General features: G+C 61.3%; 14 protein-coding genes. 3 read left to right on the plus strand and 11 right to left on the minus strand.

The genetic code is table 11. The features are described 5' to 3' along the window. On the minus strand, positions 1–210 hold a 210-nt coding region (locus EKD05_RS26420), incomplete at its 3' end, for a hypothetical protein (RefSeq protein ID WP_205703990.1). 83 nt (positions 211–293) lie between these two features. On the opposite strand from EKD05_RS26420, the gene EKD05_RS19285 reads away from it, so the two are divergent. Further along, on the plus strand, positions 294–3374 hold the full coding sequence (locus EKD05_RS19285; RefSeq protein ID WP_129676073.1) for a hypothetical protein: 3081 nt from the start codon (positions 294–296) through the stop codon (positions 3372–3374). Between the two features lie 141 nt (positions 3375–3515). On the opposite strand, the gene EKD05_RS19290 is transcribed toward EKD05_RS19285, so the two are convergent. The 5 genes from EKD05_RS19290 to EKD05_RS19305 form a co-directional block, all read right to left on the minus strand. After that, complete coding sequence (locus EKD05_RS19290; protein ID WP_129676076.1) at positions 3516–3878, minus strand: hypothetical protein; 363 nt, start codon at positions 3876–3878, stop codon at positions 3516–3518. 5 nt (positions 3879–3883) lie between these two features. Then, entirely contained in the window at positions 3884–4717 is an 834-nt protein-coding gene (locus EKD05_RS19295) for a heme-binding protein (protein WP_129676079.1), read from the minus strand. A 236-nt stretch (positions 4718–4953) separates the two neighbouring features. Beyond that, on the minus strand, positions 4954–5121 hold the full coding sequence (locus EKD05_RS25920) for a hypothetical protein (protein WP_165360826.1): 168 nt from the start codon (positions 5119–5121) through the stop codon (positions 4954–4956). Between the two features lie 7 nt (positions 5122–5128). Next, positions 5129–6292 (minus strand): MBL fold metallo-hydrolase, encoded by a 1164-nt coding sequence (locus EKD05_RS19300; protein WP_129676082.1) that lies wholly within the window; start codon positions 6290–6292, stop codon positions 5129–5131. A gap of 55 nt (positions 6293–6347) precedes the next feature. Continuing rightward, the gene (locus EKD05_RS19305) at positions 6348–7184 is read right to left on the minus strand and encodes a type 1 glutamine amidotransferase domain-containing protein (RefSeq protein ID WP_129676085.1); all 837 of its coding nucleotides are present in this window, start codon (positions 7182–7184) and stop codon (positions 6348–6350) included. 478 nt (positions 7185–7662) lie between these two features. Here EKD05_RS19305 and EKD05_RS19310 point away from each other — a divergent pair, with 478 nt between their 5' ends. Both EKD05_RS19310 and EKD05_RS19315 read left to right on the plus strand, forming a co-directional pair. Beyond that, positions 7663–8718: a sensor histidine kinase gene (locus EKD05_RS19310; RefSeq protein ID WP_165360827.1), complete on the plus strand. Its 1056-nt coding sequence runs from the start codon at positions 7663–7665 to the stop codon at positions 8716–8718. Positions 8719–8726: 8 nt separating this feature from the next. Next, positions 8727–9380: a response regulator transcription factor gene (locus tag EKD05_RS19315; RefSeq protein WP_129676194.1), complete on the plus strand. Its 654-nt coding sequence runs from the start codon at positions 8727–8729 to the stop codon at positions 9378–9380. 111 nt (positions 9381–9491) lie between these two features. On the opposite strand, the gene EKD05_RS19320 is transcribed toward EKD05_RS19315, so the two are convergent. The 5 genes from EKD05_RS19320 to EKD05_RS19340 all read right to left on the minus strand — a co-directional run bounded on the left by EKD05_RS19320 (position 9492) and on the right by EKD05_RS19340 (position 12696). After that, a complete protein-coding gene (locus EKD05_RS19320) occupies positions 9492–10475 on the minus strand; it encodes an NAD(P)-dependent alcohol dehydrogenase (protein ID WP_129676091.1) in 984 nt (327 codons plus the stop codon). Between the two features lie 166 nt (positions 10476–10641). Then, positions 10642–11136 carry a DUF6326 family protein gene (locus EKD05_RS19325; protein WP_129676094.1) on the minus strand — a complete coding sequence of 165 codons (495 nt, stop codon included), beginning with the start codon at positions 11134–11136 and terminating at the stop codon, positions 10642–10644. A 52-nt stretch (positions 11137–11188) separates the two neighbouring features. Beyond that, complete coding sequence (locus EKD05_RS19330; protein WP_129676098.1) at positions 11189–11479, minus strand: hypothetical protein; 291 nt, start codon at positions 11477–11479, stop codon at positions 11189–11191. A gap of 124 nt (positions 11480–11603) precedes the next feature. After that, positions 11604–12368, minus strand: coding sequence for a hypothetical protein (locus EKD05_RS19335; RefSeq protein WP_205703992.1), 765 nt, complete (start codon positions 12366–12368; stop codon positions 11604–11606). Between the two features lie 37 nt (positions 12369–12405). Then, on the minus strand, positions 12406–12696 hold the full coding sequence (locus EKD05_RS19340) for a hypothetical protein (RefSeq protein ID WP_129676102.1): 291 nt from the start codon (positions 12694–12696) through the stop codon (positions 12406–12408). Positions 12697–12709 lie beyond the last annotated feature (13 nt).

Raw genomic sequence — 12709 nt, forward strand, 5'->3', positions numbered from 1 at the left:
ACCCGCGACTTTGCCCAGGTGCCTGGACTTGTCATTGAGGACTGGTCGACTGAGTAGGCCATCGACCGCTGCACGAATTGCACCGGTCGTCGCCCCATCGAGTAGCCCACCGCGGGGAAAGCAGAAATTGGCAAGCTGAAAGCTGAAAACGGTACTGTGTTGAAGGTCAACTCGATTTGCCGCCCGTTCTGCCTCACGAGAGAATCTCATTGACATTCAACAAGGCAGGCGCTACTATCGGGAACACACCTTCGCGCGCTCACCGTCCCGCAGTGAAACCAGGAGTCCTTACAATGACCAGAACGCACGCACCGCTCCGGCGCCTGCTCGCCATAATTCTGCTGCTCTGTTTGCTGCCCGCCCCGTCGCCGGCGCGGGCTGCCGTCGGCTTCGATGTGATCACGCTGCCTCCGAACCCGGAGCTCCAGTGGCTGGCGGGCGGCCTGATCGACAACAACGGCACGGTCTACTTCCTCGCCCAGATCGCCGGCACCATCGGCGTCTACCGGCTGATCGCCAACAGCGTCGAGCCCTTCCTACTCGACGGTGCCCAGGTGCCCGCCCAACTGCCCTCGGGGATCGGCACGAGCGTCACGATTGATCGCGCCATGCCCTGGTTCGTCGACGCGAGCGGGCGCGTTTATTTCTGGATCAGCGAGGCCGGGCAGAGCGAGATCACCCGCGCCCTACGCCTGGAGGTCGGCGGCGGCTTCACGCTGCTGGAGCTCAAGCCGCCCGGGACGAGGTTCCATGCTGAGACGCCAACCAGTAACGGGCGCTGGCTCGCCAGCGAGCGCGCCGAAGTCGAGGGGGACTCGGGTTTTATCGTCTACCGCAGCGATGGCGTGAGCAGCCAGGAAGTGCTACGGCGGCCGCGCACGCGTACTTCGTGCAGTAACGGCAGCCTCGCCGCAGCCGGCAGCGACGAGTCCAGTGTGCGCGTAAACGCCAACGGCAAGGGGGTGATCCACGAGATCCTGAGCACACTGGTCTACCCCAACTCCGACTGCAGCGGGCCGCGCCCGCGCTTAGAGCAGATCGGCTTTCGCATCAGCAGTCTGAACGGCACCACCCAGGTCGAACAGCAATTTTCGACCACCGAAGTCAGCGCCCTTGAGGTGCGCAGCCTCCAGCTGAACGACGCCGGCAACCTGCTGTACGCGCTGCTCACCTTTGCACCGAACGACACCTGGCGCTACAGGCTTGTGCGCGACGGCAACACCGTGCTTGAGCTCAGCGGCAGCAGCGGCAGCTCGCTGTCGAACTCGATCCTCAACACCTTCAGCAGCGCGCAGCTTCAGCCCGACGGCAGCGTGGTCTACAAGTTGGCCCCCGGCGACGACCCGGCGCATCCCGCCGGCGGCCTGTTCCGCGACTCCACCCTGATCCTCGCGGGCAACGACCCGCTCTTCCCCGCCCCGATCAGCTTCAGCTTCCTGTTTCGGGCGAGCAGCGGGGGCGCACTGGCAGCCAATTATTTCGATCCGACGCTCAGCCGGGCCCGGCTCGTGCTGCTCTCGCCCACCCTTGGTCGCTGGATCAACGGCGACGGCGGCGCCTGGAGCGACCCGACCAACTGGGCGGGCGAAGAGGTGCCGGGCCAGGGCGACAAGGCGCTGTTCAACCTGGCGAATGCCTACACCGTGAGCACCGGCACCCAGCAAGTGGGCAGTGTGGAGCTGCAGGACGGCGAGGTGACCTGGACGGCAGGCGAGTTGGCGATCATCGGCGCGCTGCGGGTGGGCAGCCGGGATGGGCAGGGCACGACAGACCTGTCGCTGCGCGACCGTGTGCTGGCCGGCGAGGTGACGGTAGGCGCGTTGCCGACGAGCGCTACCGACCTGGCGACCATTGCGGGCATGCAGATCCTGGCGGACGCACGGCTTACGGTCAGCGGACCGCTGGTGATCGGGCAGGCCGGGCGGGCCGGCCTCGGGCTCTTCGGCGGCACGCTGAGCACTGGCGAGACCAAGCTTGGCGTCGGCGGCGTGGGTACGTTCAACACCCTCGTTGGCGGCCAGTGGCAATCGGGCGGCCTGCTGGTGGGCGAGAGCTATCCCGGCTACATCAGCCTCGTCGGCGGCAGCGCGTTGCAGAGCAGCAGCGCACGCATCGGCGGCGCGCCCTTCTCGCCGAACTTCGACCCCGCCTTCGACCCCAGCGGCGGTGAGGGCGGCTTCTCGCAGGTGTCGGTCAGTGGGGTCGGCTTCGATGAGGCGATCAACCCCACCAACCCGACAAGCTGGAGCATCCAGGCCGGGCTGGAGCTCGGCAGCGGTCACCCCGGCAGCCTGCGCATCAGCGACGGCGGCAGCGTGCAGGTGAGCGAGTCGCTGGCGGTAGACAATCTGGCACCGGGGCTCCCCGTGGCGTTGCCGCCCGGCTCATCAACGTGGAGCCGCGTGCTGGTCGGTGGGGTTGACGAGAGCCTGCAGCAGCCGGCCACGCTGCTGATCGGGCAGGACCTGCTGCTCGGCAACACCGCCGGGGCCGTCTCCAGCCTGCGCATCGTTGACGGCGGCATCGTTGATATCGGCCGTTCGCTCTCAGTCGGCCACCAGCCCGGATCGCTGCCCATCGTGTTCGTGGAGGGCGCGGGCGCGACCCTCACCGCCGGGCAGGGAGCCGGCGCGAGTTGCAGCATCGGCTTCAGCGGGGCCGGCGATTTCAGGCTGAGCGACGGCGGGACTTTCCGCTGCGTCGGCCCGCTCTTCATCGGCCTGGGCGACGACGAGGCGTCGCTGTCGGTTGCCGGTGCAGAGAGCCAGGCGCGAGCGCAGCGCATCGAAGTGGGGGCCCCGGCCAGCGCCGAGCCTACCGGCGCCGGGGCAATCGAGCTGGACGGCGGGCGCGTCGTTGCCGACCAGAACCTCACCATCTGGGAGAACGGCACCCTCGGCGGCAGTGGCACGATCGTCGGTACCCTGGTGAACCACGGCACGATCAACGTCGGGCTGGAACCCCTGCCGCCGAGCGGCAATCTCCAGACGCTGGCCGCGCTCGGTGCCCAACCGGGCACCCTGGCCATCGAGGGTGCGGCGACCTTTCTACCCGCCAGCAAGCTACAGCTAGATCTCATCGGGGCGGACCAGTACGACCAACTGACCGTCAGCGGGGCGGCGCAACTCGACGGCGAACTGGTGCTGGCCTTCAGCGAGGGCTTTGCGCCCCGCGCCGGCGACAGCTTCACGTTCGTCAGCGCCGGCAGCAGCGCGGGCGCGTTCGCGACCGTCACGGTGACCGGTCTGGCACCGGGCTGGCAGTTCAGCCTGAGCAGTAGCAGCGGCGTCACCACGCTGCGCTCGGAGAGCGACGGCGTGGCCACCACCACCCCGACGCTACGGCGCGTCTACTTACCCCTGGCCCGCCGCTAAAGGGCCAGGCGAGAAACGAGGACCTGATGCAGGGACGGATAGCCTACCCGCGGATCTGCGTGATCGGTGCGGGAGCGGCGGGGATCGCGGCGGCCAAGGAGCTAAAATTGTGACCGCCTCCCTCATTCTCGCGCTATGCCGCTATGATGGCTGTGCTTCCCGCACCCTCCGCACCTCTTCCTGCGCCCAGCCCCGCGCCTCTTTGCGGGTCAGGCCACTGCTTCCCGCAGGTGACTCGAGCGTGCTCCCAAAGCGCGACGGACCCGCACCAGTGTACGTGCCGTTCCGCTGGAGCGATAGCTCTGCCTGCGCTGCCGCATCCATTTCCAGATCCCGCAGCGCCAGCACCTGATCGTCGGGCAGCAAGACAACCGGTACCTCAGCCGCGGCACGGTCAAGCCACTCGACCAGGACATCCTCAACGCGCCGCTGGGTTCGCGCCGCGACCGCGCGTGCACTTTCGACCAGCGGCTCAGGAAGCGCGAGGGTCACCAACTCGCTCATCGGTATCACCCTTCATCCACACCCCCCGACGATGCGTTTCCCGTCTGCAACCTGCGTTCGACTGGAATGAGCACCTCGTTGCGACGCAGAAACCACAATGTGAGGGGCGGGTCATAGCGCGCAAATAGCGCCGGGCCTGTGGCAACATATCCGTTCTGTTCGATCAAGGCTTCCAGGTGTTTGCGCTTGGACTCATACACAACTTTGAGCCAGGTGCCCGAATATTGCAGCGCTGCCATCAACTGCCCCGGGTGCTGCACAAGCCGGATCCGGGAATCATTTGGTTCGGGCAAGTCTTCCAATGCATATTCCGCCGGCATGATGAAGGAAAAGACCCAGGTGTTCTCCGCACCGATCTGTGTCACCGGTGCGGTCATCGCAATCTTTGTGCGCTCCGGCTCCTGGAATACCGGCGCCGTCATGGCGATCGTTTGCCGCTCGCTGGTCTGGGTAACCGGCGCCGTCATCGCCAGCGAGTCCCTCCGCCGGTTGTTGCCGAAAATGTAGCCCGCCAGTCGGCTGAAGGCGAGATTGCCGACCCACTCGAAATTGCCGGTCACCGTCGAGGCTATGCCGTCGAGAAGGTAATACCAGGTCGAAGCGCCAGTGCGGATTATAGGGCTAAGGCGATATTCACCCTGGATCAAAGGCACTATACGCACAACCTGGTAGGTGACGGGATCACTATCCAAGTTCAGAGTCCGCCTAACGCCATAAAACTCATTGGCAATCTCTTCAGGCGTAATCCCCGTATATTCAGCGCTCGTTGGAGCCATCGTCAGTTGCAAGGTCAGACCGTCATCCAGCGCGGTGCCTTCAACATAGTTGTCGCCCAGCAAATAGTCCGTGTCCAGGAGTTCCCAGTTAGGGAGTTATCGGTCATATCAGCGGTGGCCGCTACCGGTCTGGCGGCGATGAATGCGTTCACGCGGCGGGCGATTTCCTCACCCTGGTTGTCTTGTAGGAAGTGGCTGGCTTCTTCCAGGCGCACGTGATCCCAGCCTTCGCTACCCAGAATATGATCAAGTAATGTCTGCTGGATCAGAGGCGGCCTTAATCTATTCCAGCAAGGCCGCTATTTCCTAAGAATCAATATGCCCCATACCAGGAAGCTGAGCTCCACAATTGTCGAGACAATGGTGATGGTATCCAGCGTCCCGCTGACGAAGGCGGGGATCCGGCTAAGGATGAGCAGCCAGAAGACGACGAGCACAGCGCGAATGAAGATGGTTTTGTCCATCATGATTCACCTACCCAAAGAGTTCTGAGATAATGATTTGATCTGAATTGACCGGCAGTTTTGCCATCGTACCGTCATTGGCCATCCGTACCTCACCACTGTAGATGGCGCGTGCGTCTCTCAGGAAAGGATTGATCAACAATTTTGGTACTGGGGGCAGAACGTGTGTGATGAGCAGCACCGGAACCCCTGCTTCTCTTGCAACGAGTGCGGCTTCTTCCGGCTTGATATGCGATTCCTGAATATCCTCAGTAACGCTAGAGAGGTTGTTGTCCATATCTTTTCCGGCTTCAGATATCGCTTGTGACATCTTGTGATTCAAGGAATCACTGACCATCAAATCAGCGCCCATCGCGTGATGAATGAGGCTATCGGAGTAAATCGTATCGCCTGTAATCATGACGCTGCGACCTTTGTAATTCACGCGGAAGCCAACCGCTGGAACTACGGGGGGGTGGTCTACATTGAAGGCAATCACCTGCACATCACCTGCTTCATAGACTACGGCACTAGACATGAGATCAGCGCCGAGATCGAACGTGTGCGCCACTCCTCCAAACCCAGAAGGGGGTACGACTTCTTCATCATGATGTGCAATTCGATAGCTGCGATCGAGTTGATAGGCAGCAGTGAATCCTGCCACAACCTCTTCGACTCCTGGAGGGCCGTAGATGGGCAGTGGCTCAGTCGCACCACCGCTTGCCCAGTGCTGTAGCATCAACTCACCGAGATCGCTAATGTGGTCTGAATGGTAGTGGGTCAGGAAGAGCGCGCTCATTGAACTGAGATTCAAGCCAGTTAGCGAGAGTTGGCGCGTACTGCCGGGGCCTGCATCAAAGACAAGCATTTGATCCCCTGCGATGACGACTGCTTGAGGGCCGACTCGCAAGGGGTCAGGCAGCGGAGCGCCCGTACCAGTTGTGATGACGTATAAGGCATCATCTTCGAAATGCTTCGCGTCTCTTCCGCTAGCAAATGCGTTTTGCAATAGCCTTTCAACAGCGACATCCGGCAGGTTGTTCATGAAATGCGTTCCGCCAGCAACAAGCAGACCGGAAACACCCATCCCGGCACCAATTAGAAAACCCCTACGAGATACCCCCTTAGTGCGGGTTTCCTTACCGGAATCCTCTTGGGGATCCGGCGCTTCATCTTTTCGTTTCACATCGGCCATTTGTATCTCCTCCAGGTTCAATGTCTGGCATATCGATGATCGTTACAGAATGGGATCAGTCGCGCTCGTCCAGCATGCGCAGCAGCGTCTGTGCAGTCTCGCCGGATGAATTCTGGTTTTGTCCGGTGACGATGTTGCCGTCAACCGCTAGATACGTCGCGAAGAAATCGCGGAATGCGGTGGCGCTCACAAAGTTTGCGCCTAGTCGGCGCAACTCGGTTTCCGGGTGTTGTGGCGTGATTCCAATACCGAGTTCTTCGACCTGCTTGTCGGTGACGGCGGTCATTGTGCGGCCTTCAACCAGCGGGCTGCCGTCGACGTCGGTCGCCATCAGGAAACCGAGCGCCCCATGGCACACCGAACCGAGCAGAACGTCTTCCGCGTGGGCTTCCGAGATCTTCGTGCCAAGCACTTCGCTGAAGCCCAGGTCGTAGGCTGCACCCCAGCCACCGGCCAGCCAGATGATCTCGTAGTCGCGGAAATCAATATCGTCGATCTTCAGCGAGTTGGCAGTTTTGCTTTGCGCAGCCGGATCGTTCAAATAGCGGCGATCGGCATGGGTGGCCAGCGGCCAGCGCAGGCTGACTGGTTCGAACGGGATGCCGCCCCCTTGGATACTGGCAATATCAACCGTCATACCGGCATCCAGAAAATCGTAGTAGGCGATGGTCAATTCTGAGCCAAACACCCCGGTTGCCACTCCGTCTTCCGGGTCACCTAATGTATCGTGATTGGTGGCGATGATCAGCGCTTTCTTTCCTGTTAGGTTGAACTCACCTCTCTCGTACGCCGGATGAAGGCCGATGGTTGCCAAAATCTGTGGCAATAGCGCCAGGACAAGCAAGATGGCTCCTGCTACGCCCAGCCCTCCCCAAAGGTAACCCTTTTTCATCGTGGTCTTTTCTCCCTTATAATGACGGAATCGCCTGTATGACGGAATCGACTACTTGCTCGGCGAAAGGGACTTCCTGATTCAGGCGGAAGCAGGCCGGTCAATTCCTTTGGCTATTCTGTCAACAGTGTAGAAGAAGTGCTGGCCGGCTACATCTGGCGCAGGACAGAAAAAAAGGTGAAAACGACGGCTGTCGCATCCCCCAAAAGATATACGCCGAACGTGGGGGACGTTATCTGTACATAGAAGGTTGTTGGAGAAACTGCTGTTGTGCTACGCTTGGAGCATGATGAACACAAACATCTCCTCTCGCCGGAAACTAAATTCGTTGCCATCTTTGTGGGCGTGGCTAAATGTCAACCCTCCGGTCAATCTCATTCAGTTAGTTTTGGGGGGCAGTATCCTGATCTTGATCTCGGGTATTTATGTCCGACCAAGATCGGTCATATCCTGGCGGTTAGGGTTCATACTCTTATGTATGGGCGTGATCTGGGTAACGGCGCGCTGGATAGGGTATCGGTACGTTAAAGCACCCGGGACCAAGATCGCGTTGCTCTGGATTGGTCTGACCCTGCTGCTCGCGGAAGCGATCACCATCGTTTCTGCCGGAATGTTTCCCCGCGTCTTGTACACGCTCATACCGATTATCGCTGTCTTTTATCTGCCGAGGCGCTGGTCACTGGCGATCACTATCGGGTCTCTTTTTTGGGTGATGCTCAGCGTGCTGCTCTTTCCTATTCCAGAAATCCGTCTGCAGTCTCTAATCATAACGTTACTCTTGGTGACCTATCTGGGCGGTTATGGTCTCGCCTATGCCCTATTGCAAGAACGGCGTGCTCGGGAAGAGACGCAACATCTGCTGCACGAGCTGGCTGAAGCGAACGACCAGTTGACGCGGTATGCTGCGGAGGTAGCCCAGTTAGCCACAATGCGCGAACGAAACCGCATCGCCCGCGAGATTCACGACAGCTTGGGGCACTACCTGACGGTCATTGGTGTGCAGTTGGAGAAAGCGATAGCCTTCGATGCTGTCAACCCAGAAGAAGCGGGGCTAGCCGTCAAAGCGGCCAAAGGGCTGACCGATGACGCGCTGACCGAGGTGCGCAGTTCCGTCGGGGCGCTGCGCGAAACAGATGAAACGTTTACCCTCCAGTCGGCGCTGAATGTTTTGGTGCAGAACATGCAGCGAAGTGGGTTGTCAGTGAATGTGCGGTGGCGCGGTGATGAAGAAGGTTTCTCCGAACAGCAATTGTTGACCCTGTTTCGCGCCGCACAAGAAGGGTTAACGAACGTACAGAAACATGCCGGGGCGCAACAGGTGCTGATTGAGGTGTCGTTGGACGCAGAAACGGCTACTCTGCGGCTGGCCGACGACGGCATCGGCTTTGACTGGCAAGCAATGCAGACCGGCGGCTATGGACTTCAAGGTCTCCGCGAACGTGTCGAACTGGTGCAGGGAGAGATGACGCTGGATCGTTCACCGGCCGGTGGTGTACAGATGGTCGTGGTATTACCAAAAGAAGGAATCTCATGAGCGAACCGGTGATTCGCGTCCTTATTGCCGATGATCAACTCTTGATGCGAGACGGGCTGGCCTCCCTGCTCAACATCCAACGGGGCATCGACGTGGTGGCCACGGCTGAAAACGGCCAGGAGGCAATTGTGCTTGTGGCTGACCTGCTGCCTGACGTCGTGCTGATGGACGTGCGCATGCCGGTGATGGACGGCATCGAGGCAACGGCTGAGATTCACCGCCGATTTCCAGAGATCAAGGTGCTGATGCTGACCACGTTCGACGATGAAGCGTATGTGACCGGAGCGTTGCGCGCAGGGGCGTTTGGCTACGTCTTGAAAAACACGCCCGCGCTTGATCTGGCGCAGGCGATTCAGATGACACACCGGGGCATGGTGCAACTGGCGCCTTCAGCCATGAGCAAATTAGTCAATTCCAAAGAGAACTACTCATTCTCAGCGGCGATGAAAAATGACGACAAAAATCCCCTAAACAAATTGACTGAGCGTGAGGTAGAGGTGTTGCGTTTGGTGGTAAATGGTGCGAGCAATAAGGAGATCGCCGATACGCTGGTGATCACCGAGGGAACGGTCAAGTCACATATCTCCAATATTTTGAACCGGCTGGAAGCGCGTGACCGCACACAAGCGGCCGTTATTGCCGTTAAACATGGGCTGAAATAGTTGCCTGTTGTCACAAAGGAGAGTCTGTCATTGCCATCCATCGACGTTGGTCTACTTGATGCGGCTATCCGTATGCTACATGCGCTTTCTGATCCCGTTGAAGCCGCCCATCTAACCTGAGGCAATACCGGCCTGCTCCATCGTGATGACTATCTTGCCGCGGGCGTGGCCGCTTGCGAGGTAGCGCATCGCCTCGGGAAGCTCGCCAAGCGGGTAGCAGCGGTCGATGACCGGCACAACCACGCCGCTGTCGAGCAACTGACCCACGAACAGCAGATCGTCCCGACTAGGGCGCGCAACCAAGCTGCGCACCGTGATGCTGTGGGCGAGCGACACCACCGACCCGAACAGCGTCGCCCGCAGGATCGTCCCCACGTCGCCGCCGACCACCACGAGGCGGCCCCGGGGGCTGAGGGCGCGCCGGTACTGCGCGAGCGGGTGTCGGCCGTTCACGACCAGGATCAGGTCGTAGCGTCGGCCATCCTGCGTAAAGTCTTCCTGCGTATAGTCGATGACGTGCTCGGCCCCGAGGGTGCGCGCCTGCTCCACGTGGCGGGCACTGCACACCGCCGTCACGTGGGTGCCCATGGCCTTCGCCAGCTGCACGGCGAACGTGCCGACGCCACCCGACGCACCGTGGATAAGCACGTGCGTTCCCGCCGCGATCGGCCCGGCCACCCGCAGCCCCTGCAGCGCGGTGACCGCCGCCATCGGCACGGCCGCCGCCTGCGCGAAGCTGAGGCTCGCCGGCTTCGGCGCGAGCGCCTCCTCGCGGACACAGACGTACTCGGCGAACCCGCCTAAGCCATAGGCGGCGAGGTCGCCATATACCGCGTCGCCCGGCTGAAATTGGGTCACTCCGCCACCGACCGTGATCACTTGCCCGGCGATGTCGGCGCCGAGGGTCGGGTGTTTCGGTCGGCGCAGCCCCGATGAGAGGCGTGCGAGCCACGGCTTACCGCGCAGGAGGTAGAGGTCGGCCTGATTGAGTGACGCGGCGTGGATCTGCACCAGTACCTCGCCGGCTTTAGGTACGGGCCTGGTGAACGTCGTCAACTGGAGCACGTCGGGTTCGCCATAGGTCTGATAGGTCATTGCTTGCACTGGTGATCGCTCCTCATTGTGGCCTGCGGTTCATCGGGGCAGGCATGCCCGGTAGTGTCTGTGTATGCACCCCACCAGGGCACCCGCAAGGGGTGCCCGTACACGTATAATGCAATTGCCCTGGGTCAGACCGGCGGTGCGGATCGAAGCCATGGGCCTACCGTCCCATCTGGATCTGCGACCGGTTTGGTTCGACAAGGTCTGGCATCGACGGTGAGGCCACGCGGGGCCAGATCCAGGCGGCGCGCAGGATGAAGGCCAGGAGCAGCACCTCCAGTCCGATGGAGAGGCCGTAGAAGTAGGCGTAGGTCCAGGACTCGCCGACCGCGTTGTACATCGAGAAGGGGATGTAGAGCGTTGCTACGACGAGGTTGATGGTGCGGTTGAGACGGGCGGGCAGTGTCGTGGAGAGCAGGATCATGAGGGTCGGGATGGCTAAGGCCGTGAGCGCAATGGCGACAAAGGTTGGGCCGATGTCGAACTCATGGACGACGCCGGCCAGGATGTCGTCGACAACGCCGGGCTTGTACAGGCCGAGGTAGTCAACGTAGAGGTAGAGGAACATGAAGCTGGTCCATGCTGCTGCGAGCTTCGCCTGAACCGGAACCTGCCGGTCCTCTAGCGTGGTGAGTTCTGCTGTCTGGGTTCTCATTTTAGTCCTTATCTTGAATAATGTAGAAAGTGTTAGGGCGGGCCGGTTTCAGCTACGCGCCGGGTAGGTCGCCTGAATCTGCCGCTAACCCGTCCAATTCTCTCGGCTCGCTTGAGCTCAGTGCGAGCAGCGTCAGGCCGAGATCGCGCACTTTGCGCAGCAGCCCGTGCAAGGCTGCTTGATCGGCCACCAAGCCGGTGATGAGCGTTGCGCCGGTGGCGTCCTGGGTGATCGTCATCCCGTCGAACCAGGCGCACCAGTCCGCGCTTAGCTGGCCCTTCACCTTGATCTGGTAGACAGCCGGTCGACCGGATCCGGCTCCCGGATTTGGTTTGTTCGACAATGCGTTCCTTTCGTGGCCGGTGACTCGAGCACGACGTGCGCGAGCGGGTCGCGGTCTGCGAAGTGTGCGTGACCCATTCCAACCTCCTTTCGTTCGCTTCAACGAGCGCCACCATAGATCGACGTCAGCCCTGTCCACGGATGAGCCGTATGCCGATGACAACGAGCCAGACGAGCCACAAAAAATAGCCCAGAACCCCGACGAATATCAGTGGCGACCCATCCGCGATGGCGAGGTTTGCAAGCCCGGCCAAGATGGGCAAGCTGCCGCCCACCATGCCGAACAGCCGCTGCCACGGTCGGGTTAAACCGCTGGCGTGGGTGGCCAACGCCGCGCCGATGAAGGTCGCCCCGAGCGCGGGCAGCGCGAGCGCGAAGAGCGCGGCATGGAGCTGCCACATCAACGCGAAGGCAGGGTTCGGCTCGGCCAGGTTGCTTGCGGCGAGCACAACCACAATCTGCGTGGCAATGAAGAGGGCGAATAACGTCGAGCAAGCCGCTCCGGCTGCCACCGCGAGCCGCGACCAGTCCGCCCCGGCGCCGCCCCGGCGCTGAACGAGCCCGTGCAGCGCCGTGACGAACACCAGGAGCAGTACCATGTTCACAGTCTCCAGACCTGAAATGATGGCAAAGGCGCCCCGGTTCGCGGCATGGTAGGCGAGGACCACACCAAGCGGATCGCTGTAGGCAGGCGCTCCAGTGCCCCCAAACACCGCGTTCTGAACGAACCCCGACACGGCTAAGGCGACCGCGGTGCCGCCAACGATTCGCGTCGTAGATACCGGGTTCCCCGCGGCCACTGCTGGTGTCGCTGCCTCGCTCATGCGAGTTCCTCCGAGCGCTGACCTGGTGTCTGTGCTCACCTGCGCCACGTTCCGTACATCGTTCATATGTATCTCCTTCTCGTCGCGGGCGGGCCGGTTTCAGCTACGCGCCGGGTAGGTCGCCTGAATCTGCCGCTAACCCGTCCAATTCTCCCGGCTCGCTTGAGCTCAGTGCGAGCAGCGTCAGGCCGAGATCGCGCACTTTGCGCAGCAGCCCGTGCAAGGCTGCTTGATCGGCCACCAAGCCGGTAATGAGCGTTGCGCCGGTGGCGTCCTGGGTGATCGTCATCCCGTCGAACCAGGCGCACCAGTCCGCGCTCAGCTGGCCCTTCACCTTGATCTGGTAAACAGCCGGCTCGCCACGGGTTGCCCTGGGAGGTTGGTGCTGCTCCATACTCACACTCCTG

Source organism: Candidatus Chloroploca sp. Khr17 (assembly GCF_004138165.1).
GTDB lineage: Bacteria > Chloroflexota > Chloroflexia > Chloroflexales > Chloroflexaceae > Chloroploca.